The organism is Paenibacillus sp. sgz302148 (assembly GCF_056120465.1).
Genome location: NZ_JBVYOJ010000026.1, coordinates 23,207 through 47,781, shown reverse-complemented (window position 1 = coordinate 47,781; position 24,575 = coordinate 23,207). Strand labels below are relative to the sequence as shown.

22 protein-coding genes are annotated in these 24,575 nt (G+C 52.7%); 6 read left to right on the top strand and 16 right to left on the bottom strand.

Annotated features, from left to right (window positions below):
* Positions 1 to 80: 80 nt before the first annotated feature.
* Complete coding sequence (locus AC0LWM_RS28510) at positions 81 to 704, bottom strand: transposase (protein ID WP_474678451.1); 624 nt, start codon at positions 702 to 704, stop codon at positions 81 to 83.
* Between the two features lie 61 nt (positions 705 to 765).
* Between AC0LWM_RS28510 and AC0LWM_RS28505 the strand changes: the two genes are divergently transcribed.
* Genes AC0LWM_RS28505 through AC0LWM_RS28495 form a run of 3 tightly spaced genes read left to right on the top strand, consistent with a single transcriptional unit; the run spans position 766 to position 2,377 of the window.
* A complete protein-coding gene (locus tag AC0LWM_RS28505; protein WP_474678426.1) occupies positions 766 to 1,110 on the top strand; it encodes a GNAT family N-acetyltransferase in 345 nt (114 codons plus the stop codon).
* Between the two features lie 26 nt (positions 1,111 to 1,136).
* On the top strand, positions 1,137 to 1,583 hold the full coding sequence (locus AC0LWM_RS28500; RefSeq protein WP_474678450.1) for a GNAT family N-acetyltransferase: 447 nt from the start codon (positions 1,137 to 1,139) through the stop codon (positions 1,581 to 1,583).
* A gap of 35 nt (positions 1,584 to 1,618) precedes the next feature.
* Positions 1,619 to 2,377, top strand: a complete 759-nt coding sequence (locus tag AC0LWM_RS28495) for a Nif3-like dinuclear metal center hexameric protein (RefSeq protein WP_474678425.1) — start codon at positions 1,619 to 1,621, stop codon at positions 2,375 to 2,377.
* Here AC0LWM_RS28495 and AC0LWM_RS28490 read toward each other — a convergent pair.
* Complete coding sequence (locus AC0LWM_RS28490; RefSeq protein ID WP_474678424.1) at positions 2,372 to 3,121, bottom strand: AraC family transcriptional regulator; 750 nt, start codon at positions 3,119 to 3,121, stop codon at positions 2,372 to 2,374. The two genes, AC0LWM_RS28495 and AC0LWM_RS28490, sit on opposite strands and share 6 nt — an antisense overlap.
* Positions 3,122 to 3,349: 228 nt before the next feature.
* Between AC0LWM_RS28490 and AC0LWM_RS28485 the strand changes: the two genes are divergently transcribed.
* Entirely contained in the window at positions 3,350 to 5,971 is a 2,622-nt protein-coding gene (locus tag AC0LWM_RS28485) for a right-handed parallel beta-helix repeat-containing protein (protein WP_474678423.1), read from the top strand.
* A 416-nt stretch (positions 5,972 to 6,387) separates the two neighbouring features.
* Here AC0LWM_RS28485 and AC0LWM_RS28480 read toward each other — a convergent pair whose 3' ends face one another.
* Positions 6,388 to 7,116 carry an NAD-dependent protein deacylase gene (locus tag AC0LWM_RS28480; protein ID WP_474678422.1) on the bottom strand — a complete coding sequence of 243 codons (729 nt, stop codon included), beginning with the start codon at positions 7,114 to 7,116 and terminating at the stop codon, positions 6,388 to 6,390.
* Positions 7,117 to 7,146: 30 nt separating this feature from the next.
* On the opposite strand from AC0LWM_RS28480, the gene AC0LWM_RS28475 reads away from it, so the two are divergent.
* Positions 7,147 to 7,275 (top strand): hypothetical protein, encoded by a 129-nt coding sequence (locus AC0LWM_RS28475; RefSeq protein WP_474678421.1) that lies wholly within the window; start codon positions 7,147 to 7,149, stop codon positions 7,273 to 7,275.
* 516 nt (positions 7,276 to 7,791) lie between these two features.
* Here AC0LWM_RS28475 and AC0LWM_RS28470 read toward each other — a convergent pair.
* The 5 genes from AC0LWM_RS28470 to AC0LWM_RS28450 all read right to left on the bottom strand — a co-directional run bounded on the left by AC0LWM_RS28470 (position 7,792) and on the right by AC0LWM_RS28450 (position 11,899).
* On the bottom strand, positions 7,792 to 8,256 hold the full coding sequence (locus AC0LWM_RS28470) for a 2-thiouracil desulfurase family protein (protein WP_474678420.1): 465 nt from the start codon (positions 8,254 to 8,256) through the stop codon (positions 7,792 to 7,794).
* Positions 8,257 to 8,279: 23 nt separating this feature from the next.
* The gene (locus tag AC0LWM_RS28465; RefSeq protein ID WP_474678419.1) at positions 8,280 to 9,356 is read right to left on the bottom strand and encodes an ABC transporter substrate-binding protein; all 1,077 of its coding nucleotides are present in this window, start codon (positions 9,354 to 9,356) and stop codon (positions 8,280 to 8,282) included.
* Positions 9,357 to 9,482: 126 nt separating this feature from the next.
* On the bottom strand, positions 9,483 to 10,331 hold the full coding sequence (locus AC0LWM_RS28460) for an ABC transporter permease (RefSeq protein ID WP_474678418.1): 849 nt from the start codon (positions 10,329 to 10,331) through the stop codon (positions 9,483 to 9,485).
* Positions 10,331 to 11,128 (bottom strand): ABC transporter permease, encoded by a 798-nt coding sequence (locus tag AC0LWM_RS28455; protein WP_474678417.1) that lies wholly within the window; start codon positions 11,126 to 11,128, stop codon positions 10,331 to 10,333. The genes AC0LWM_RS28460 and AC0LWM_RS28455 overlap by 1 nt, the downstream gene beginning before the upstream one ends.
* 3 nt (positions 11,129 to 11,131) lie before the next feature.
* The gene (locus AC0LWM_RS28450) at positions 11,132 to 11,899 is read right to left on the bottom strand and encodes an ABC transporter ATP-binding protein (RefSeq protein ID WP_474678416.1); all 768 of its coding nucleotides are present in this window, start codon (positions 11,897 to 11,899) and stop codon (positions 11,132 to 11,134) included.
* Positions 11,900 to 12,068: 169 nt separating this feature from the next.
* On the opposite strand from AC0LWM_RS28450, the gene AC0LWM_RS28445 reads away from it, so the two are divergent.
* Complete coding sequence (locus tag AC0LWM_RS28445) at positions 12,069 to 13,007, top strand: LysR family transcriptional regulator (RefSeq protein WP_474678415.1); 939 nt, start codon at positions 12,069 to 12,071, stop codon at positions 13,005 to 13,007.
* A gap of 129 nt (positions 13,008 to 13,136) precedes the next feature.
* Here AC0LWM_RS28445 and AC0LWM_RS28440 read toward each other — a convergent pair whose 3' ends face one another.
* From AC0LWM_RS28440 to AC0LWM_RS28405, 8 genes are all read right to left on the bottom strand, one after another.
* Positions 13,137 to 13,946 carry a DUF6597 domain-containing transcriptional factor gene (locus AC0LWM_RS28440; RefSeq protein WP_474678414.1) on the bottom strand — a complete coding sequence of 270 codons (810 nt, stop codon included), beginning with the start codon at positions 13,944 to 13,946 and terminating at the stop codon, positions 13,137 to 13,139.
* A 114-nt stretch (positions 13,947 to 14,060) separates the two neighbouring features.
* Positions 14,061 to 15,188 carry a winged helix DNA-binding domain-containing protein gene (locus AC0LWM_RS28435; protein ID WP_474678413.1) on the bottom strand — a complete coding sequence of 376 codons (1,128 nt, stop codon included), beginning with the start codon at positions 15,186 to 15,188 and terminating at the stop codon, positions 14,061 to 14,063.
* A 152-nt stretch (positions 15,189 to 15,340) separates the two neighbouring features.
* Positions 15,341 to 16,657 (bottom strand): DUF5050 domain-containing protein, encoded by a 1,317-nt coding sequence (locus tag AC0LWM_RS28430; protein ID WP_474678412.1) that lies wholly within the window; start codon positions 16,655 to 16,657, stop codon positions 15,341 to 15,343.
* Between the two features lie 286 nt (positions 16,658 to 16,943).
* Positions 16,944 to 17,876, bottom strand: coding sequence for an SPFH domain-containing protein (locus AC0LWM_RS28425; RefSeq protein ID WP_474678411.1), 933 nt, complete (start codon positions 17,874 to 17,876; stop codon positions 16,944 to 16,946).
* A gap of 5 nt (positions 17,877 to 17,881) precedes the next feature.
* Positions 17,882 to 18,310 carry an NfeD family protein gene (locus AC0LWM_RS28420; protein ID WP_474678410.1) on the bottom strand — a complete coding sequence of 143 codons (429 nt, stop codon included), beginning with the start codon at positions 18,308 to 18,310 and terminating at the stop codon, positions 17,882 to 17,884.
* A gap of 131 nt (positions 18,311 to 18,441) precedes the next feature.
* A complete protein-coding gene (locus AC0LWM_RS28415; RefSeq protein ID WP_474678409.1) occupies positions 18,442 to 22,260 on the bottom strand; it encodes a copper amine oxidase N-terminal domain-containing protein in 3,819 nt (1,272 codons plus the stop codon).
* A gap of 262 nt (positions 22,261 to 22,522) precedes the next feature.
* Positions 22,523 to 23,563 carry an FUSC family protein gene (locus AC0LWM_RS28410; RefSeq protein WP_474678408.1) on the bottom strand — a complete coding sequence of 347 codons (1,041 nt, stop codon included), beginning with the start codon at positions 23,561 to 23,563 and terminating at the stop codon, positions 22,523 to 22,525.
* 136 nt (positions 23,564 to 23,699) lie between these two features.
* Positions 23,700 to 24,446 carry an MBL fold metallo-hydrolase gene (locus tag AC0LWM_RS28405; protein WP_474678407.1) on the bottom strand — a complete coding sequence of 249 codons (747 nt, stop codon included), beginning with the start codon at positions 24,444 to 24,446 and terminating at the stop codon, positions 23,700 to 23,702.
* Between the last annotated feature and the right edge of the window lie 129 nt (positions 24,447 to 24,575).

The window sequence follows — 24,575 nt, the reverse complement described above, 5'->3', positions numbered from 1 at the left end:
CTGCCCCTCCTTTTCATTTCATTGTATGAAATGCTCCATGGGCATCCAAGTTGCATCTGTTGACATAGCATTACATTTATTTACTTGTTACTCCTTTCAGCGTTTTCAGGTCCATCCCAATAAATGTTATCCTGTTTTTGTTCGTCGCTTTGCTTCTTTTTTCCGCTCATATGCTCTAGCCCCCCACTTCTTCTCTTGGTTTCTTTCCCATTCCTCGTTATAATAATAAATCCGGCCGTAGCTTGGATGCCAAATAACCACAAGCTCCATTCGCTGCTTGCAGCAGGACACTGTATCGGATCGCGCTCATACGTTTCAATCATTCTCTCCCGATATGTCTTTTTCCTTTTTAGCGTTTTTTCAAATACCATCTCGATTTGCTTATGCTCCATATACCGCCATAAATTAATGATCTTCTGCGCATCTTTGTTCTTACTTCTACTGTAAAGACCGTACCGGCCAACCATCCGAAAATTTTTCGGTGGGATATGCTGAATCAAATCATACAGAAATCGATACACTGGTGCTACCACATCCACTCGTTTGCCCGTTTGGTGATCTTCATACCAATAATGTGCTTTGTTGTAGTCGTGGCTCACGATTCGGTACTCCGCGATTGCCGGTCTTGCCAGATATCTTCCGATATACTTCGCTGCTCCCCTGGCGTCTTTCCAAAATCGTTTATTTGAACTTTCACTAGGAATGCACAGACACGATCCTCTACGATGGATTCATAAAGTTTCTATGGCAGGGGGAGAGTTCCATATGATTCACGAACTTGAAAAAGAACATTTTCACAGGTGTGCCAGCCTTGTCATCCAGGACCGGCACGTCGAGGTACAAGCGATCGTATCCGGGGTAAATCCGGGGAGGATCTTCGTGGACGATCCGGCTGCGCCTCGATCCGCGAAGATCTGGCAAGGGAACATGGACGGATTCTCGTTTCTGGGTGACCCGACGAACGATGCTTTCAACCAAGCTGCACCCGAGTTTGTCGAGCAGGCAATCGCTCCTGATGCCCGCAGATTGGGGTTAGGTTGGTTCGAGGGTTATGGACATCATCCCCGGTGGGACGCGACGATCGAAAAGATGTTGCTCACAAAGAGCTGACAAAATGGGTTCAAAACGTATACTTGATGGAAAAAGCACCTATACAAGGACCCGTGCACATGCTAGAATCGCCCTATCATCTTGTAAAAATATCCAGAGAGTTGCTATGTGCTGCCAATGGCTCTAGTGCGGATGAGTTGATAGACACCATCCTGAACTACTGGAGCTCCCTCGATGATTTTTTCCGATACGGCATCGGGTATGTTGTCCAATACGAGCAACAATTCGTAACCTCCTGCTTCTCCGGTTTTGCCGCCGGGAACTTGCACGGAATTTCGATCGAGACGGCTGAAGCGCTTCGAGGCAAGAAGCTGGCCCAAGCTGCGGCCCGTGCTTTTATCAACGACTGCCTGAGCAGCGGCAAGTCACCGTATTGGGACTGCACGGCAACGAACCTCGCCTCCATTCGCGTAGCAAGGAACATCGGACTCACGCTGCATTTTGACTATAACGTATACGGTTTTCGCTTCTAACACGCTCGTAAACGAAATCATAAGGAGATGATCCGATGAACATTGAACAATTTCGCGCATGGTTAAAAGAAAGCTTTGGCTCGCTTCTCGAGGATTTTGCCGAAAACGACGAATACGGCTTCAACCATCCGCTGCCGCACGATTTTACGACGATCGGCTATGCGACGAATTTGACGCCCGAAGTCGTGGCTCAGGCCGCGGACAAAGGCGTTCAGTTGCTGCTCACGCATCATGATGCTTGGGATTTTGTATACGGGATGAAGGAAGCTTGCATGGAGTCGCTTCGCGCTAATGGGGTGACGCATTTTTACGTGCATTTACCGCTCGACTTTGCGGAGTTCGGAACGTGCAACTCGCTGATGAAGGAGCTTGGCGTTTCGGAGATCGTTCAGCAAACAAGGTATGTAGATGGACGCGAAGTGATCGGGATCGGGCAGTTTGATGACGCGATCACATTCGGGGCGCTGACGGAACGGATGAGCGTGGCGCTTGGGGAGCCCGTAAAAGCTTGGAACAACTTCGATCGGCCGATTCGACGGATCGGAATGATCACCGGAGCGGGAAATTCGACGGCTTTGATAAAGCAGGCGATCGAAGCCGATTGCGATGCTTACATCACAGGCGAAAAAACGTTGTATTCGGTTCAATATGCCAAATTCATCGGTATGAATATGATCGTCGGCAGCCATACGTTTACGGAAATTTTCGGTGTGAAGTCGCTTGCCGAGAATCTTCAAGCGCAATTTCCCCAGCTTAAGCTCATTCGGATCGAAGAAGAACATCTCGAATTATGATCGCATATTGATATTACGGAAATGGCCTGGAGGCAAATTCGTATATTGCTTGAACAGCTTCGAGAAATAGTTTGTCTCCATGCCGACTTCCGCGGCAATATCGGACAAGCTCCGGTCGGTCGTCATCAGCAGCCGTTTGGCGCGATCGATCCGGGTTTTGTTCACGTATTGGATGGGCGGCATGTTCAGCATCGATTTGAAAAATTGGATAAAATATTTCGGGCTGTAGCTCGCCACCTTCGCAAGCCGCTCGAGCGACAGGTCCTCCGACAGATGCGCCTCGATGTAGGCTACGATTTCGTTCAGTTTCTCGATCTGCCTCGACGTAGTTAATTGGACGCGTTCCGGCTGCTGCTGCCCGACCATGTACGTGAGCAGCTCCAGCATGGCGGTTTTAACGACGAGCGGATCGGTAAGGTGCCTGCCCTGACTTGCTTCGTACATTTTCCGGAAAAGCTGCCGGACATAAGCTCGGTCTTCGGCTTGCAGTCCGTTCGGCATATCGATCACATGAAACAGGTGCAAATCCCCTACTTTTGCGTTAAAGTGGCACCAATACTTCAGGAACGGATGGTCCTTTGTAGTCGAATACGAATGTACGACCCCAGCCGGCAAAATATACAGCTGCCCCGGCTTCGGATCGTATTCCTGCCCTTTGATTTTGATCCAGCCTTCCCCTTCTTCGATAAAATAAAGACAACTGAACATCGGCGCGACGTTAACGTTCCTCCACAAATGATTCACCCGTGTATACCCCACGGTTATGACCTCGATTTGCAGCTGTTCAAAATACGTCCGAATTCATTGCTCCTGCTGCATGGCTTCCATCCTGCTCACCCCCGTATCCGATCTGAACTTTATCCAGATTTGCCCGTATATTGTCCATTGTTAGGCATCTGCAACCCTTACTATAATTTCGGTATGTCCAGTATAACACTCCGAATCAGGAGCCTGAAAGGAAGGAATGAATGGATGCAATCTGTTGCAGATGATCGGAAGCCGGGATCGGTTGTGTTTTTCGTGTCGCCGCAAGGCAGCGACGGCAACCCGGGCACGGAAAACAAGCCTTTCGCCACGCTGGAGCGGGCTCGCGAAGCGGTACGAGAAGCGAAGTTCGGCGGCACGTCCGGGCAAATTACCGTTTACGTACGGGGAGGAACTTATTATTTGCCGGCCGCTATAACGTTCGGCAGCGAGGATTCCGGCACGGCGGACTCTCCTGTCGTATATGCCGCTTATGCGGATGAGGAGGTCGTCATTAGCGGCGGCACGCGATTGCGGCCGGCATGGGAGCCGTACCGGGACGGCATTCTGAAAGCCTCGGTGCCTGCAGGCACCGAGATCGACCAATTGTTCGTTGACGGCAAACGATACCATATGGCGCGTTATCCGAATGTTGATCCGAACGTACTCATTTACAACGGTTATGCGGCGGATTGCTTCGATCGTGCAAGAGCCTCCCGTTGGGCCGATCCAAGCGGCGGCTTCATTCATGCGATGCACAAGCATATGTGGGGCGGTTATCACTATGTCATCACCGGCAAAGACGACGCAGGTAACATCGCGTATGAAGGCGGCTGGCAAAACAACCGTCAGATGGGAATGCACGAGGAGTGCCGTTTTGTGGAAAATATTTTCGAAGAGCTCGACGCCCCGGGCGAATGGTTTCTCGATCCGAAAGAGAGCCTGCTCTACGTATATCCATACGACAGAACGGAGCTTAGCAAGGCTGTCGTCGAGACGGCGCGATTACGGCATCTCGTCGAATTTATGGGGACGGAAGCAGCGCCCGTGCGGGGCATTACGCTTCAAGGCTTTACGTTCCGCCATGCCCGCAGGACGTTCATGGATACACGCGAGCCGCTGCTGCGCAGCGATTGGACGATTTACCGCGGCGGCGCCGTCCTGTTGGAGGGATGCGAGGACTGTGCGATTGAGGACTGTTATGTCGACCAAGTCGGCGGCAACGCGATTTTTGCGAGCGGATATAACCGGCGCGTCGTTGTCCGAGGCTGCCACATTGCGGACGCGGGCGCGAATGGGGTTGCTTTCGTCGGCCGGTCGTCGGCGGCAAGAAGCCCGCTGTTCGAATATGCGGAGCGGCAGCGACTGGAAGACATCGACCTGACGCCCGGGCCGCAAAGCAACGAATATCCGGCGGATTGCGTTGTCGAGGATTGCCTGATTTACCGCAGCGGCCGATTCGAAAAGCAAACGGCGCCGGTCCAAATCTCGATGGCACAGAGCATCACGGTCCGCCACTGCAGCCTGTACGATGTTCCGCGCGCCGGGATCAACGTGTCGGAAGGTACATGGGGCGGACATCTGATCGAGCATAACGACGTATTCGACACGGTGCTGGAAACCGGTGACCACGGTTCGTTCAACTCGTGGGGACGCGACCGGTATTGGGAGCTGGAGGATGTCGATATGAACGGCTTGAGTCCGTTAACCGCCTCCGAAGGGCGCAGCGAGTTGCCGCTTCTTGACGCCGTTCTGCCGATGATGATCCGGGGCAATCGGTTCCGCTGCGACCACGGCTGGGATATCGATTTGGACGACGGATCAAGCCACTACCACATCTATAATAACCTTTGCCTGAACGGCGGTATCAAGCTGCGCGAAGGATTTTACCGGATATGCGAAAATAACGTCATGGTGAACAACACGTTCCACCCGCATGTGTGGTATGCGGGCAGCCAAGACGTGTTCCGGCATAACATCGTGCTGGAGCCGTATAAGCCGATTCGCGTGCCGCAGCCATGGGGCGAATTGTGCGACGCCAATCTGCTTCATGTGCCTGGCCAAGCGTCGCCCCAACCGGCCGCCGCGCTACAGGAACTGAGCGGGAGCGATGTCCGTTCGCTCGCCGGCGATGCGTTGTTCCTTGATCCTGTGTCCGGCGACTATCGCGTGGCGGAAGGCTCGCCCGCGCTGAGCGTCGGATTCCGCAACTTCGCGATGGACTCGTTCGGCGTGCGGAAGGAATCGCTGCGCCGCATCGCCCGAACGCCGCAACTGCCAAGCACTGCAAGTGCCGGAACTGGCGGACGCGATCGCGCAGTTTACGCATGGCAAGGGCTGCAGGTCAAAAATATCGTTGGCCTCGGCGAAGTGTCGGCTTTCGGACTGCCCGGAGAGACCGGCGTATGGGTCATGTCGATTCCGGCGAATAGCGCGCTAGCCAAGGCCGGATTGCAGGAAGCCGACGTCATTCTGCAATGTGCAGGCAAGCGGATCGAAGAACTCAACGACTTGCTGACGGTGAGTAGGCAAGCTATCGTTGGCGGGATGGAAGCCTGGGGCGAGCTGGAAGCCACGGGCGGGCTGGCGTCCGGGGGCGAGCAAGCGACCGTGGGTGGGCCGGAGGCCTTAAGCGGACTGGCGTCCGTAGGCGGGCCGAAGGCCATCGGCGAACCGGAGGCCACGGGCGAGCAGGCGACCGCGAGTGGGCTGAAGGCCATGGGTGAGCTGGCGGCTGATAACAAACTTTTAGTGGAAGAAACCTGCGCGAATGACGTTACCGTGCGAATCGTCATTTTCCGTCATCAGCGCGAACATGTCATCGAGTTGCCGCTGAGATTGCTGAAGTAACATTTGAAAGCTTTTTTCATATAACTCGTATTTACTGCGGGGCGCCATAGTTGCACTGGGCACACGCTGCGGTTACGGCAGGGCTATGTAACTTGTTTCAAACCACCGCCCGCCACATAGCTCACAGGCCTCCGGCTACTCAAGCAAAGTTGCAAATAATGCAAAATTTGCGCGATTCATAGTCGATTTCAGCCATATTCCTGCATCCCATGCAGCAATTCGGGCCGTCTGTGCCTACTGCCGTCTGAATTGTTGCGCTGCGTACAATAATTCGGCGGAATCGGCAAGTCCCCGAGAAAATTGATGTACGCTCTGCATCAAACAACAGAGCAAACCAACATACAAAAGGAGCGGAATATTGCCTCCCGCTCCTCATTCAACCCCAAAAAGGCTAATCTCGGCACACTCCCGGCCGACTATTCTATCAACGCACTCAACACTTTCGCGATGCTGTCCGAGATCACATAGTCGGCAAACCCGTCCATCGGCGTTGCGCTTTTGTTGATCAGCAGGAACTTGTCGCCGTGGTACAGCCGAACCAAGCCTGCAGCCGGTTGAACGGTGAGCGAGGTACCTGCAACGATCAGCACGTCGGCGTTTTGGATATATTGCGCTGCGCGCTCGAGCAAATCCATGTCCAGATTTTCTTGATATAATACGACATCGGGCTTAATGACGCCGCCGCATTGCGGACATAATGGCACGATTCCCGCCGACTCTACGACCGGGGTCAAATCATAAGAAGCACGACATTTCGTGCAATGGTTCCGGTGAATCGAGCCGTGCAGCTCAAGCACATTTCGGCTTCCTGCCTTTTGGTGCAAGCCGTCGATGTTCTGCGTAACAACCGCCTGGAGCTGGCCCTGTTGTTCCAGCTTAACCAATGCTTCATGCGCCGGATTCGGCATCGCGTCGAGATAGATCATTTTGGATTTGTAAAACGAATAAAAATCTTCCGGCCGCCGCCGAAAAAAATCCCGGCTTAGTATATCTTCAGGCGCGTATTTCATGTTCGTGCCCACGTTAAATAAACCTTCGGCCGATCTGAAATCGGGAATGCCGCTTTCCGTCGAGGTGCCCGCTCCGCCGAAAAATACGATGTTCGGGCTTTCTTGGATGATTCGCTTCAGTTCCTGGATGTCCAACGGGCTCACCTTCTCTAAAGTGTTCTATACATGCTATTGTCGCATGATCCGTTCGCCGTGTCCACGTTGTCGGTTGCGCGGATCAGCCGCCATCTTATGGAAGACCGATACGAAATCATAAGCGGAACTGCCGCCTGCACGATTTCGACAGTGAATTAGCTTCGGCCTATCAAGCGAACTGGCTGCACGATTTCCGACATTGAATTAGCTTCGGCCTATCAAGCGAACTGGCTGCACGATTTCCGACATTGAATTAGCTTCGGCCCATCAAGCGAACAATCTACATTGCATTTTGTACAGTAGAATCGATTTCCGTATTTCAAAAAGTAAGGGACCATTGTATGATGTGCAATCAAACTTCGACTTTTCACTTAAAAATCCGATATTCGCTCAATTGGACTGCACAAAATGCAATAGAATACGGTTTATATCAAATCTCTGCGGTCCGCCGTTGTACAAAGTGCAATGGAGCAGAAATGCGGTCAAAGGAATTAACTAAGCTCCCTTCTCGAAACGTACAGACTCGAATAATGCGCGAAAAAGCCCCTCGATCCGAATGGTACATCATCCGAACGGAGGAGCTTCTTGCGTGTTTTTGTGCTTTTGTGCTTTTGTGCTTTTGTGCTTTTGTGCCTTTCATTACATCCCGGTAAAGCCACTTGCCGCTATCGCAGCTTAGCCGTCGATCAGTGCGAGCTCGCGTTCGATCTCGTCGAGCTGGTCTTCGCCGAATACTTTGAAGCCGTTCTTGCGCAGCAGCTCTGCCGTTGTGCCTTGACCCGGCACCTTCGTATCGGTGAACGTGCCGTCATAGATGAACAAGCTGCCGCAAGACGGGCTGTCCTGCTTCAAAATCGCCAGAGCGACGTCATGCTGCTTCGCCAGTTCCAGCGAAGCCTGCGCGCCCTTCTCGAATTCCGCCGTTACGTCCGCGCCTGCGCCGGTCACGACCCGATCCCCTTGACGTTGTGCGTCCGGGCGCGGGGTGGGGAGTCCCCCAACCACTTCCGGGCAAATGTGAACAAGACGGCCCTCTTCATACCATTTCAGGAAACGCGGGTCGAGGCAAGGAACATCCCCATTGTCATAGCGAACTTTATGACCTAGTAGACAGGCGCTGACTAATATTTTCTTTTTCACCATTATACCCTCCTTCACTTTTATTACTGTGCAGCCAGGTCTAAAATTTCATTGGTGTAAGCCTTCTGCAGATCGACTTTTTTCTTTACTACGCCGAAGTTGAAAGCAATGTCGGCCGTTTGCTGGAACAGCGTAACGTCAATTTGGCCGATCTTCGACTTATGCATGCCTTCCGGCAATACAAGCGCACCGATCGCTTTCATCATGCTGAGCTGATGCTCTCTTGTCGTGCTGCTCTTATCGACGTATTTCATGACGATGTCCGTCGCCGCTTCCGAATTTTCGATCGCTTCCGCCCATCCCTTGAACGATGCGCGAAGGAACTTGGCAGCCGTTTCTTTGTTATTTGCAAGCCATTCGGAGTTGACGAACAAGTTATCTTGCAGCATCGCAACGCCTTCGTCATTCATGTCGATGACATTCATCGAGTTCGGGTCCATGCCTTGCTCAAGCAGCATCGGATATTCGTTGTGCGTCAGCGCCGAAGCGACGTCCAGGCTGCCATCGATGAATTGGTCCATCGTAAAGCCTTGCTTCACGATGCTGACGTCTTCGTTCGCTTTCAACTTGTACTTCTCAAGCAATGCCAAAATTTCGAACTCAAGGCCGGCCATCCAGCTGCCGACTTTTTTGCCTTTTAAGTCAGCGGGACTGTTAATGCCTTTATCCTTCTTGGATACGAGCACCAAGCTGCTTCGCTGCGAAATTTGCGCGATTTCGACCAGCGGGAAGCCTTCTTCCTGGTGGGAAAGCAAGCCCGCTACCCAGGAATTGCCGATTTCGGCCGCGCCATTGGCTACTTGCTGCTCCGGCACGATGTCCGGGCCACCGGAAAGGATTTCGACATCCAGGCCTTCTTCTTTGTAATACCCTTTGTCCAGTGCCACGAAATACCCGCCGAATTGCGTTTGCGGTAACCACTTCAGCTGCAGTCTGACCTTCGTCAGCTTGCCGTCCTCGCCCTTTTTATCTTCCGTCTTCGCATTGGTGCTTCCACCGTCCGTGCCCTTGCTTCCGCAAGCCGTCGCAAGCGCCGCGAACAGCAGCACAACGCTTAATAGCAGTGCGGTCTTGCGGAAAAAGCTTTGTTTCGGGTTCATCAGTTTCGCTCCTTCAAGATGTTTTGGTATGATGTCGAATCGTAGTTGTCTTTGTAGTTAGGCTTGCTTGTATGTTAAGCACGGCGCCGGCCCGGAAACCTGCGCCATCACCGCTACCGCAGTTTGCTAATCCCGGTTGGACGAGTGCCAGCGGACGAACATTTTCTCAACCGCTTCGATCAGCCAATAGAAGAGGACGCCCGCAATGGCGGCGAGCAGAATGCAGGACCAGCCAAGCGACATCTTGGCGACCTTGATCGAGTTCGAGAGCATGTAGCCGAGACCGCCCGAGGAGTAGAAAAACTCGCTCACGATGGCGCCGATCATACTCGCCGTCGCATTGATCTTGAGTGCTGTAAACACGTTCGGCAAGCTGTGGATCAGCCGCAGCCGGCGGAATACTTGCCCTTTGCTCGCGCCGTAAGAATACATCAGGTCCAGCGCCAGCGGATCGACGCTGTTCATGCCTTTGTGTGCGTTAAACGCCATCGCGGCCATCGTCGTAATCGTAACGACCGCCATCCGGGAACCGAGGCCGTCGCCGAACCAGAGGTTCATGATCGGGGCCAGCGCGATAATCGGAACGGCGTTGAGCGCCGCGATCATAATAAGTCCGCCGGAGCCCCAGCGCGGCCAGACGGTGGCGATCAGCGCAAGCGCAAACCCGAGCAAGGACCCGGCGAGCATGCCGAGAACCGCTTCCGTCATCGTATAGCCGGTATATCTCAGCAATACGTCGAAGTTGTCCAAAATCGCTTCGCCGATCTTCGTCGGCAGAGGCAATTGATGAATGCGGATATTGAACAGACTGTGGAACAGCTGCTGCTGCCATAGGAAAATGACAAGAATGCCTGCCGCAATCGGGGCAATCACTTGCTTGACCGCCTTCTTGGCGAAGCTTTGTGCGCCTGACGGACGCTGACGCGGCGCAACGTTATCGCGTGAATGCGATTGGGTACGCTTGATGCTCTCCATTACGGTTTGCCTCCCTTCACGCGAAACGCAGGCTGCCATGGCGTCGTAATCCGCTCAATGAGCATCACAATCACGTAATTGGCGATGCCGAGCAGAGCCGACGCGAATACGGTCGCCCAGAACATATACGCATTCGATGGGCCATAATACAGGTTGCGCAGCATAATGACGCCGATGCCGTGCTGAGCGCCCATGAGTTCGACCAGAATCGCCGCCGTGACCGATAGCGGAGCCGCGATTTTCAAACCGCCGAACAACCCCGGCAGCGCATTCGGAAGCAGCAGCTTCCAGTACACCGTCCATGGCTTGGCGGCGTAGGAATACATAAGCCCGCGCGAGCTGCCGTTCACGCTGCGCAGCCCTTTCAGCATGTTCAAGCTGACCGGGAAAAACGTAATATATGCGGCAATCAGCACGCGAGACCATTCGTCGTCACGCACGATGCCGTAAATAATCGGCGCCAAACCCAGCACCGGGATCATCTGCGAAACGATGACATACGGGAACGAGATTCGTTCGATCCAAGTCGAAATGCTCATCAGGATCGCGAGAATGACGCCGACTGCGGCGCCAAGCAAAAAACCGATGCCCGCATTCGTGAAGGTCGCCCAGCCTTCCGTAACGATCGTAGAGCCGTAGGTAAACATCGTGGCCACGACTTCATGGATGTAGGGCAGCTTCGACTGAGCTAAGGTCACATTGCCGATATCCAGCAGTAGTGAGGCGACTTCCCACAGGATGACCAGGGCAATGCCCCAGACGAGTGCAGGAACATAACGTGCATGGTTCAATCGCATCGTCTACACCCCTTCGAAGCTGTCCCGGATTCGAGCAATCAGCTGGAAAAACTCCGGACTATTGCGCATCGCCTTCGTGCGGGGGCGCGGCAGCGGGATTTCGACAACCGCCGACAATCTGCCCGGATGCGGAGATAAGACGAATACTCTGTCGGACAGAAAAACGGATTCCGAAATGCTATGCGTGACGAAAACGACCGTGCTGTTGATTTGTTTCCAAATGTTCAGCAGCTCCTCGTTGAGCCGCTCACGTGAAAATTCATCGAGCGCAGAAAACGGCTCGTCCATCAGCAAAATTTCCGGCTGCATCGCAAGCGCCCGGGCGATCGACACCCGCTGCTGCATGCCGCCGCTCAGCTGCCACGGATATTTGTCGCCGAATTTCTCCAGCCCAACCAATTCAAGCAGCTCTTCGGCTTTGCGCTTGCGCTCCGCCTTGCCGACCTTCATCAGCTCCAGCGGCAGCGTTACATTGTCTTTCACTTTGCGCCAGTCATAGAGCACCGGGCTTTGGAACACGATGCCGTATTTTTGCGAAAGCCTTGCTTCCCTTGGCGTGCCACCCGCGACCTTGACCGTTCCGCTCGTCGGTTGCAGTAGGTCCGCCATCACGCGCAGCAATGTCGTTTTGCCGCAGCCCGAAGGGCCGAGCAGAGAAACGAACTCTCCTTTCGCTATGCTTAAACTTACGTTCTGAACCGCCAATACGTCGGACGAATCCGCCTGATAACGCATGCTCACATTTTCGATTTCGATTTCCGGGACTCTCATCATGATGCCTCCATTCCGCTCTGCGTTTCCGTTTCTATATCAAAAAATGTCGAAATTAATTGTCAAATTTTCGTATACATACTTGTTATAATAGTGAAACGGTCCGATAAAGTATAATAGAAAAATATAAACGTTCGGTTTAATAATATTAATGAAAGAGGTTCATCAGATGCAGCTGCGCTTAATCAAAACCTTTCAAACGATCGTCCGCACAGGAAGTTTCTACCGCGCGGCCGAAGAGCTTCAATACTCTCAACCTACCGTTACCGTGCAAATCAAAAAGCTGGAGTCGGAACTCGGCGTCCAGCTGTTCGAGCGCGGCAAAACGATTAAATTGACGAAAGCGGGACAGCTCGTATACGAACGCGCCGATTCGCTGCTGAAGGAATATTCGGATTTCAACAGCATGCTGACCGACTATATTCAGGGGGAAACGGGCATCGTGCTGGTAGGCGCCTCCGAGCCTTCCGCCAGCCGCCGGGTTCCTCGAATTCTCGCATCCATCCTTAGCAAAAAACCGAAGCTTCAGATCAAAGTCAGCGTAGGAACGAATCAGGAGCTGATGCAGATGGTGCTGGACGACCGGGTCGACTTTGCCTTATGCCACCAGCCTGAGCCGCACCTGTTCGCCATGTGCAGGCCAACGGAGCTTGGCGCGGAGCTGGAATTCCATCCGCTCTGCTTCGAGCGCTTTGCCTTGCTGCTGCCTGCCGATCATAAACTTGCAAACAAAAAGCAAATTCTATTGAAAGATTTGAAGAACGAGCGACTGCTCATTACGCCGGCATCGTGCCCGTTCCAGCTCAAGCTGAAATCGACCGTCTCGCGCAAAATGGGGTCGCTTTTCGATAACGGCATCGAAGTCGCCAGCATCACCGCGATCAAATATTACGTCCAGGCGGGGCTTGGCATCACGTTTATCCCGGTGGTCGACGCTTACCCGCTCGCGCCGGGGACGGTCGTGAAGTTCGTCGCCGACCTGGAGCTCGGGCCGGAAATCGGCATTCTCGCCAAGCGGGGCGCTTTCGTTCAGGGTACGGTCAACGCGCAAATTTTTGAGCAATTCCAGCAGCTACTACCGGATCTCGACGAATCGCTTCTACTATAATGCGTTTTTTTCAATGTGACAAAAAGCCGATGTTCCGCCCTGCAAATGCAAATGTTACACGCCAAGACAAAAAAAGGCGCTGCTCTGTTTTTAATAAAACAGAAGCATCGCCCCTTGGTTTTATTCCGATCAAATCCCGATTTCTTTCAAATACCCTTTCGGCGGGTAGCCAACGATGGCTTTGAATACTTTGATAAAGTGCGCCTGATCATAATAACCGAGCTCAAGCGACAGCCTTGACCATTCCGGCACGCCGCCTTGTTCGACCAGCTCCGCCGCTTCATGCAGCCTGTAGCGCTGAATGACCCACTTCGGGCTTATTCCGACGTAACGGCTGAACAAGCGCTGCATCGTTCTTTTGTTCATGCCCGCGATCCGTACGATGTCATCGACCTTCATGATCGAACGGTCGTTCATGATCGTATCGACGATTTGGCCTGCCAGCTCAATTTGGTCATCCCGCTCCGCCGTAAATCGTTCACGGAAAAAGTTTTCCGCGATTCGGATCATGGCATCGGCGTTGGATTGCGCAAGGATCTCTTCCTCCAGCGCACGCCCGTCAAAGCCGAACAGCTCTTGAAAGCCGACCGATCGGTCCGTCAGCTCCGAGACGGAAGATTGCCATAACGGATAAAAACCGCCGGGCCTGAATTTGATGCCGAACACTTTCCCTTGATCTTGCAGTCTTTGGGTCGAGGTCGATCTGGAGATGCCGTAAGCGCGGGTCAGGTTGCGCTCGAACACCATATTAACGTTTGGGTGCGAAATCACGGTTTGGTCATAAGGCTCCTGCCCTCTCAAGTCCCATTCCACAATCCAATAGCGTTGAATGAAGAAGGCTAAATCCTCCGCCGGCAAATGGCGCGTCAAATTGAATTTCCGCATGCCCGCATCGGCATTTAAAATGCCCTTGTTGGAAAATCCGAAGTTCGTATTCAACGGAATCCCTCCCTGAAAACCCGTTTCCATTTTTGGTAAGGTTGATCATACCATAATATGAAGCAAAAAGCGAATGTTTGTTCTTAATTGTCCAGATTTCCGCCTTGTTTTGTATCACTTAAAGTCTTCCGAAAAAACAACGTCATACGTATCCGCATCCGCCGCGGCAAAACGCAGCAATCGCTCGCCTTCCTCCATTAGCGCATCGCGATCCGCTTTGGACACCGGCTCGAATAGCTCGATTTCGAGTGTCGCCGATTTTTTCTCCCGCTGGATCTGCCAGATGCCGCAAACGAATCCGTCAACAAGCACCGCCGCACGGATAATGCCATTGACGGTGAACACACGTTTCCGATAAGGCTCCGCCATGATGCGAGAGCGGTCCTCATACGACAGCAGCATATTGTCGAATTCGGACAACAAGCGCGGCGGCACCGGCATGTCGGGTTCCGGCCGCGGAGCATCCGGCAGGTCGAACAGCTCGTTGCCCCGCTCGTCGCGGAACGTGCATAATTGCGGTCGCAGCCGCTCAACTGCTTCGCGCAGCCGAGTTAGACCCGACCACACCTGCATGTCCTTGACCGTGGCGGGCCCGAACGCGGCCAAATAACGCAGCAGCATGTCGTCCGGTGCGGTGTTCGCCGCAAGCGGAGCGCCGAGCCACGCTTCGGCGGTCGTGTGCACGGCCTGGCCGCTCTCGCCCCACAGGCCGCGCGGCGGCACTTGCACAAGCGGCGCATAGGTGCGCACCGCGTTGGCGAGCGCTTGCGGCTCGCGATCGGGCCAGCGCTGCTCGCGCAGCTTCGCGCCGATCTCGCCGAGCGTCAGCGGGGCCGCTTCGACGAGCGCGCGTCCTGCCGCGGCAAGCTCCTCAGGCGCGAGCCCCTCAAGCCGCTTGGCGTAAGCGCCTTGGAGCAAGCGCTCCAGCGCCGGCTGCAGCACCGGGCGCATCGCGAGGCAATCCCGGGCCGTGACGAGGTGGATCGTCGAGCGCATCAGCGCAATGCGCACGACGCGGCGTTCCTGGATGAGCCGCGACAGCTCCTCTTGCTTAAAGTCGGCGAGTCTTGACCATAAGCCGACATAAGGCGGGTTCGGCCATTGGGCTTGCATGCCGGCCAGCCGCTCAATAGCCTCCTCGGCGGTCATCTGTACGCGCCGCGTCAGCATTTGCCGCTCCAGCAATGCACGATTCAAGGCGCGGCGTGTAAGTTCTTGTTGCGGCGCTTTTATTTTGCTCACGGATGATACACCTCCTGTTTACTGTAATGTCACACGAAACTGTATATTTTTAATATAGACCACTTTTGTTGAATTTGAAACAAACGCCGGACAAGATTCGGTTTCCCGAGTCTCATCCGGCGTTCTCCGCACGCTTTATGGTTTTGATGATTTTATAGCTTGTCGATCAGCACGATTTTGTCGACCTTTTCTTCGCTCAGCTTTGTGCTTGTTTTTCCGTCGTCGTTCATTCGGTACAACCGGCCATTGTCGCCGGCATTTACATAGAAAAATCCGTTGACGTCGTCCTGATACATACATAGATCCCACTCGATGCCAACCATCTTTTGCAAAGTTAGGTCGGATTTCAGCATGTAGGCTCCGCTTTCCGCGAACAGCATCGTTGCGCGAACTTTGCCGTCCGTCAGCAGGTTGCGGACATATCCCACGTTGTTGATCGACAATGCTTTTGTGCTTGTCACTTTATTGTTTTGGATCGTGCTGGCATAACCCTTGCCGTTTGCATCAACGAATACCAGCTTGTCCGTTCCGACGTTAGCCAGTTCGTAAATGCCAGTTTTGTGCAGCGGAATTACCGTTCCGTCCGTCTTCAGCAAAGTACCTTTGCCTTTCGTGTAATCGAACTCACCGTCCGAATCAAGGCGGATGTCTTTATTAAACAAATAATAGCCGTTAGCCCACCAACCGGAATGAACGGCGTTCGTGTCGATCGGATTTTTCGGGTTAAGCGCTTTGGCGGCCCCGCCTTTTCTCGGTACGGCATACATGACCATGCAATTGACGGAGTATTGCGTTTCTTCCGGCTTCGTGTTGACGATCAGGTACAGGTTCGTGGCGTCCGTACGCGAATACCACGGGTCAGGCAAAGCGCCTTGCGCGATCCATTGCACTTGGCCGCTGCCGTCCGCCGCTTTGGAAGCGACCCAGGTCGTACGGCCGCTTTTGCGCGCGTTGTAATAAATGCGTCCGTCCTTGACGAAAAATCCGGAAAAATTCACATCCGCCATGTCGGCAACCAGCTTCGCTTCTTTCGAATCTGCCGCATTGGCATCCGCGCGGTAGATAGCGCCTTTGGAGTTCATGTAATACAGGAATCCGTTATCTACCGTATAGTAGACGGCATCGTCGTAAAAGCGCTTCGGCAGATTCGCCGATCCGTCCGCCGGAACGCGCAGCAGCGTCGTGGAGCTCTCATCGTACGAAAAGTACAGGTAGTTTCCGGCAGGCTTCAGCTCGACGCCGCGGAAATTAAAGCTTTTCAGCAAACGCTGCGAATCGGTGCCGTCGCTTTTGACCCGATACAGGTTGCTGTTCGAAACGTAGTATACGTAAGCTTCGCCGGAGGATGCCGCAGCCGTTTTCACCTCGGGTTCTTGGGATTTCGCCGCGGCCGTGCCGATTCCGGTAAAAAGCAGCGAGCAAGTTACTAGCGTTGTTAAAGCTCTTTTTAACATTTTCGAGTTTTTCATGGGTTCACCTTTCTTATCTATGTTGGAACTGATTTAAAACCGAATATTGTGGCAGTGTATTGCCTGACTTATGGAAAATAACGATTTTGACAACCAATATCTCCTTTCATTTGCTAATATGGAAACAACATTATAATCTATCGGGCGATCATTATTTTTTTGTTATACTTCGGGTAAATATGGGAGTATATACCCATGAGAATATACCCAGGATGATGCTTAGAACCTATGGGAAAATCACCTTTCACATGAAAAAGAGCCCCTAATCAGGGACTCCCTCGGCTGCTTAGTCGTATTTCGCTTTGAATAACTCTCCAATCGCGCCTACACTGCCTAACGTCTCGATCGCCCGCGTCGGGATAAAGATTTTGTTCGCCGGGCCTTTGGATATGTCGGAGAGCGTTTCGAGCGAGCGGTATGCAAGCACGTTTTCGTCGAGACCCGCGGCGCGAAGCAGCTCAACACGGATTTTTTCCGCTTCGGCTACCGCCTGAATCGCTTTCGCTTGGCCGATTGCCTCCAGCTCCTGCGCATGGCGCAAGCCTTCCGCCTGTCGGATGCGCGCTTCCTTGTCGCCTTCGGCTTTAAGGATTTTGCTCTGCTTGTCGCCTTCAGCTCGCAAAATCATGTCCTGCTTCGCCGCCTCCGCCTCCAGCACGATCGCGCGCTTGCTGCGCTCCGCCTTCATCTGCTTATCCATCGCTTCTTGGATATCGGACGGCGGCTTGATGTCGATGACTTCGACGCGGTCGATGCGCACGCCCCATTTTTCCGTCGCCTCATCCAGCGCCAGCCGAATTTCCGACGAAATCTTTTCTCGGCCCGACAACGTGTCGTCGAGCTCCATTTTGCCGATAATCTGCCGCATCGTAGCGGTGCTGATGTTGCGCACGCCATAGACGTAGTCCGATATGCCGTACGTCGCCTGCTCAGGGCCAACCACCTGATAAAAAATAATCGTGTCAATCTGTACCTGCACATTGTCCTTGGTGATGACCGATTGCGGCGGTACGTTCGCCTGCTGTACGCGTAAGTCGTGATATGTACGCACGTGGTCGATAATCGGCACCAGAATGTTCATCCCCGGCGTGAGCAACCGATGGAATTTGCCGAGCCGTTCCACGACGCCGACCCGCTGCTGCGGGACGATTTTTAGCGATAACGCGATAAACACGATAACAAGGGCAAGAACAACAATCGTAATGATAATACCTACCATTTGGATCAGCCTCCCGATTTGCGTACTTCAAGCACGGCGTTCCCTCGATGGACTACGACAATATCGTCGTCTTGACGCAATGATTCGTTTGCCGTCGCGCTCCATAAGTCCGTTCCCACCTTGACGATTCCCGGCTTGCCCGGCTCCACGTCCTCGACGACGACACCCGGCTTGCCCACCAGATCATCGATCGCATCCCGGAAGCCTCGCGAGGAACGAAGCCTGCCCACCAGCCTTTTCGTGAGGAAGGTTAACGCCAGTGCCACGACACATCCTACGGCAGCTTGCAGAGGAAAAGACTCCGGCGCCAAATACGCAACGAGCGCCGCGGCCAGCGCGCCTATGCCGATCCATAGCAAGTAAAACGTCAGCGTCAGCATCTCGAGAATGAGTAATAATCCCGCGACGATCAGCCATATCGCCCACAGTTCCACACCATCACCGCCTTTACCGGTACTTACTTAAGTATATGCGGGGGGTGGGTGGTTTTTTCGTTAGTTTCAGGACATAACAAAAATCCTGCATTATTCCTAACGGAATAATGCAGGATTGAACAATAATTTCATTATGTCGTTGACGGAGGTGGAGGTGGAGGCGGAACGTCTGGTTTCAACTCTACCTCAGGAGACGCAGCGGAAAGTGCGTTTAACGCTTTGGTTTTATCTTTCGAAACAGATAATACAAAAATTTTGTACTTCCCGCTCACGATGTCGGCGCCATCAACAGTCTTCAATTTCGAATCCAATATATAAGGAATCGTATTCCCAGGGTTTACGACAGAGAAAAACTGCGTGTTGCTCTCAGCGTTAGCCAAAGAGAAAGTCCCGGCTTGTTCTGATTTTACTACCATGACTTCGTAAAAATTAATATTGCTTTCATTGGACGCTCTAGCGAATGAAACCTGTAAATCAGATCCGTTTCCATTGTTGTCCACATCAGCGGCTGATAGCTGCCCGGCTGCCTGGACTTGAGGCAGTGGCAACGTGACAACAGCAGATGGGGTGGATAGAACAGACACATTACCCGATTTAGCAATCGTCAGCACATATACTACATATGGCTTATTAGGAGCTAGAGCGAATCCTTGCGTATCCGTTGTCGTCAAGGTCATTGGCTGGACAATATCCTGATTTATCGGAGAAACTTTTGTGTACCAATCCTTAGGTACATTAAGGGCATCCCCGAGGCTAATTCCCGATGAAGGAGCGACCAGAATCCGGTACTCTTCTACTGCACTTTCATCAGGAGCTTTTTTGAAGCTCACCGTCAAGTCCCTGCCGTCTCCCAGATTGCTCACTATACTGGCAGTCACAATAGTTGCTCCGTTCACTACGCTGCTCGTAAGCACTTTAGCGACAGAAGGCGTCGAGAGTCCATTTCCAAGCCCTGAACCGCTCTTCGCCACAGAAAGAACAAACACTTGATAGCTTACGCCATTTTTCAATACTGCCCCAGTGTCATCCTTCGTATCTGCTTTAAGGTTTACGGTCAAATTATTCCCAGTAATAGATACTGGCGTATAATTCGATTGATTGTTCGCCGCAGCCAAGTTGAATTGACCTGCATTAGCCGAATTGACAACAAACAGTCGGTAATGATTAATCTGCGACTCATCAGCTGCTTTATTGAATGTAACAGACATGTCTCGGCCATCGCCGTAATCACTTATATCATTGATCACAATATTCGAGGTCGTCGCGACGGTCAAATTACTCGTCAATGTTATCGCATTCGAAGGCAAAGATAATGCGTTACCACCATACTGGCTTCCCGCACTCAAGCTCATGACGAATACTTGATAGCTGACGTCATTCGTAATTGGCAATCCGGTTGTATCGAATACATTCGAAGGCAATGTGAAAGAAATATTGCTTCCCGTCTTGTTCACATTCGTGTAAAAACCGTTGGAATTCGCCGTTGTCAAGTTGAATTGGCTTGCATAAGCCGTTCTGACGACGAATACGCGATAGCCCAAAATGCGAGACTCATCCAAAACCTTGTTAAACGAAACACGCAAATCTTGGCTTGTACGCGTATCGTTTACGTCCGCAACCGTTATGTTGTTAACCGACAAATAACTCGTCAGCATAATCACCGCGGAAGCCGTCGACAACGCATTGTTCTGCGGTTGGCCGCTGTTGCTGACCGCCATGACGAACACTTGGTAGCTTACGTCATTACGGATCAAATCCCCTTGCGTGTCTTTTGCCGTGTTCGGCAAAGTCACGTTCAAGTTAAATCCTGTTCTGCTGACCGACGTATAATATCCCGAATATACATTGTTCGCGGCTGTCAGGTTGAACTGATTTGCAATCGACGATTTTACAACGAATACGCGATATTCGCTGACGCGTGACTCGTCTGCCGACTTGTCGAACGTAACGTTCAGATCGCTGCCGTTGCCGTTATCGCCATTGTCGGACGCCCGAACGTTCGTGACAGGCACAACTGCCGCGCTATTCAGCGTAATCGCCGAAGATGGCGTGGACAATGCGTTGTTATACGTTTGGTTGCTGTTGCCGACCGACATGACGAACACTTGGTAGCTGTAGCCGCTGCGGATCGTCAGCCCATCGGTGTCGCGCGTGTAGCTTTGGAGCATGATGCTCTGATTGCTATTGCTGCTGTTTTTGCTCACGACCGTATAGTTCGAGCTGGAAACCGCATTGGCCTTGTTCAGATCGAACTGGCTTACCGAACCGGTTTTCACGACGAACACACGGTACTCTTTCACCCGGGACTCATCTGCAGCCTTGTCGAACGTAACCAACAGGTCGCGGCCGTCGTTATAATCGTACATATCGTACACACGCACGTTGGTCGCCGCGCCGACGTTGGCGTTTTGCGCCAGCGTAATTTCCGCCGAAGCCGACGATAAGGCGTTATTATTGTTCGCTTGCGCATTACCGACGGCAAGCACGTAAACGCGGTATTTCTCGCCGTTGCGGATGACGTTGCCCTGTACGTCTCTTGCGCCGGAAGGCAGTGTCACCACTCGGTTGCTGCCGTTTTTGGCAACTTCGTAATAATTGCCGTAAGATACTTTATTCGCATCCGCCAGCGTGAAGCTGTTGGCGGATTTCACTACAAAGACTCGATAAAAATTAATCTTCGATTCATCCGACGACTTATTGAAGCTCACTTGCAAATCACGGCCGTCTCCATAATCGCTTACGTCTTCGACCTTCGTGATGGACGGCGCGCCTACGACATTCACGCCCAGCGTGACCGAAGCACCGGAAGAAAGCTTGCTGTCCGCATTCGTATTGCTCACAGAAAGAACGAAGACCGTATACGGCACGCCGTTTTTGATCGTTTCGCCCGACGTATCTCGTGCCGAAGCATTCAGCTTCACCGCAATGTTGCTGCCTGTTTTGTACACGTTAAACGCATTGTCGTTCGCAACGCGGTTCGCCGCCGAGGCGTCGAAGCCGTTCGCATCCTTGGTTTTGACGACCATAATGCGGTACAGCGAAATGTTGCTTTCGTTCTGCGCTTTCGTGAAGCTGATTTCCAAATCGCGACCGTCGCCGTAATCGTTCGTATCCGACGCTTTCACGTTGGTGACCGCTTGAACATTTTGCCCATTTGGAATCGTGATCGTCTGAGCAGGATCGGAAAGCACATTGCCGCTTCCGCTAACAGCCAATACAAAGGCAGTGTAAGACTCTCCCGCACGGATCAAGTCGCCGTCGACATCGCGCGATTGAGCGTTCAAGGTTACGCGCTGATCCTTGCCGTTTTTGTACAACGTCGTATAATTGCCGGAAGTAGCGGACTGCGCCGCATTCAAGTCAAAGCTATATACATTTCTCGTTTTCACAAGCATCACGCGGTAGGAATAAAGCTTCGTTTCGTTCGGCAGCTTGGAGAAGCTGACTTCCACGTCGCGGCCGTCGCCGTTCTGGCCGACGATTCTCGCCGCCACGTTCGAAACCGCCGTTCCCGCGCCGCTGTCCGACCGCTTAACGAACACGCTTTGCGATGCAGCATCCCATACGACCTCTTGACCTAGCGCCGTACTGGCAAACCGGACCGGGACAACCGTTCTGCCGTTGATCGTCATCGCAGGCACATCCAGAATCACCGTTTTGTCATTGATCTTCGCTGTCGTCGAGCCGATCTTGAGCGTTACCGAAGTACCGTCCTTCGTGGCGACAACCGTTTGGGTTTTCGGATTCCAAAATACGCTTGCGTCCAAGGCTTCGAAAATCGCCCGCATCGGGACAAGCACCCGCCCCCCGCGCATGACAGGCGCCTGGTCCACGTACAGCTCCGACCCGTCAATATAAATTTTGATTGGAGCCGCAGCTTGGGCATGGGGTTGAACAAAGCTGACAAACATTAAAGCACATAAAGCTACAATAGAAAATATCCTTTTCACAAATGCCCTCCTCCTACTACTAAAGTTCGATTGTCGTCCCGCTTCAATATTGACGCGGCAGCCCTGCCAAATGTTTCTCGCCCGTTACCCAAAATTGTGAAAATTATTTATCGGAGGAAGAACGATTTGTCCGATTTTCATTTTTATTCGTTACTCATGCCAATATACCTCTTTCACGTGCGAAAGGGTTGCAAAAAAAAACACCCGATACAAAAATCTGTATCGAGTGCGGTTTGTTCAGTAATGATCTTGTCTCTCTAGTTCAGGACGATGTGTGTCTGATCAGACGCAGCCCTCGCTTGCGCAACATCATTGCCGTCACGGATCCGGATTGCTTCTTCTGCAATGCCGTCAGCTCGCGCACGTAATCGGACAGCGCCTCGTACGCCTGATAATACGGGAACAATCGAGCGATTTCATCCGACTCCGGTTTGATCCCTTTCAACATCGGATGCAGCGAGCGCTGCAGCAGCCGAAACGGAACATGCTTCCGCTCCACGACAACCCGTTCCTGGCCGCGAATGACAAGATCGATGGCCCGGGCGAGTCGCTCAGCTTCCGGGTGAGTCAGGTCGGCTTTTTGCAGCGCCTTGGAAATATCCCGAATGCGTTCGACCATCGTCTCGTACGTACGGAACAAATCTCCTTCACCCTTGCTGCCCCGGTTGAGCCATCGATCCTCGCGAATGAGCTGGGATACGCCTTTGCCTTTCTCGATATAACTCCGCACCTCTTCGATCTGCGACCGCATATCGGGCTTGTAGGGCGTAATCTTCCCCAGGCTGACATCGATTCGAATGTAATACAGCAGTGCGCGCAGCATGCCTTCCGACTTGTTCAGAAGCGCTTCTTCGCGCTCGCGGTGCACCGGCTTCCGAATTGCATTAACCGCCGTGCCGACGGTCATACCAATGAGGACGAGCATCAGCTGGTTATACGCGGCGGAACCGCCGGCTAATTCGCTGGAGGTGCCCATCGTATTGATGGCCACAATAACCGCAAGCGTAAGCGATGCCGTATGGCGGAGCTTCACGTGCACAGCCATGACCAGGAAGGAGACGGCGGCAATAACGACAGCCCCGTTACCGAACAAATATACTGCGGCGATTCCGGCAAGCGAGGCCAGCAGCGCACTAGCGATGTGGGAGAGACTGTGGTGCAGCGAGCGGAATACGGAAGGCTGAACGGCCAACATCGAAATAATGCCCGCAAAATGATCCGGTTTCAAATGAAGCAATCGAGCGATGGAAATGCTGATCGCGATTGCAATCATCGTTTTCAGGACACGTAACCCAACGATCATAGCAGCATCCCCAATCATTGTTTTATGTTAGATATAGTAACATAAAACTCAACGATCGGAAACGAATTTTATGAAAAAGATACGAATTAAACGATTTAATGTCATTATAGTTAACATGTATATAATGCAAATAAAGTTACTCTTTTGCCAACTCCGCAATCCTCTGGTTCACATTGTCCGCAAACCAACCCCCATGGTAACAAATCACTTGCTCGATATCGTATTTCGCGAGTTCGCTAATCGAGCGTTTCGCCATGTCATTGTCCCACGACTGTTCCGGCACGGAACCGTGAAGCCGGCCGTTCGCAACAACGAGCGCATCGCCCGCGATCAACGTTTTGCTTCGCTCATGATACAAGCTGATATGGCCCGGCGTATGGCCTGGGGTGCCGATCACGACAATCCCTCCGCAATAGGGCAGTACCTCGCCATGGCTTATCGTCCTGTCCACCTTCGCTTTAGGCGGATGCTCCAGCAACGCTTTCAGCGCTTGTCGCCAAGCGAGTGGCACCTCGGGAGGCATGTTATCGATTCCGGCTAACGCCTCGTCCGTAATCTTGATCAATCTCAGTTCTCCTTGAATATACGGCTGCTCCAGCTCATGGGCCAGCACCTCGATCGGCCGGCCCGCTCCGCACACCAGGTCCGGCAAATTCCCGATATGATCGATGTCCTGGTGGGTCATCAAGATCACGTTAAGCTTCTCGAACGGAGCCCCCGCTTTGTTCACGGCCTCTCGAACTTGCTCCAGTTGACGCGGGAATCCTGTGTCCACGAGCAGCACCGTCTCTTCATCCCATAACAGAGTGGGGTGAACTGTATCGACTTTGCCCAGCACAGGGGCGGAAATGTCAAGCATTGCAATTCCATCGGCGATTAGCATTTGTGCCTCCAGCATCATTATTTTCAGGAAGCTTCCGTAAAAATGTCACAAGGCGGCCGCCATTGCAATACATAGAATAACGAAGAGAGAAGGTGATGTCAAACAAAATATTTTATTATATCATATTAA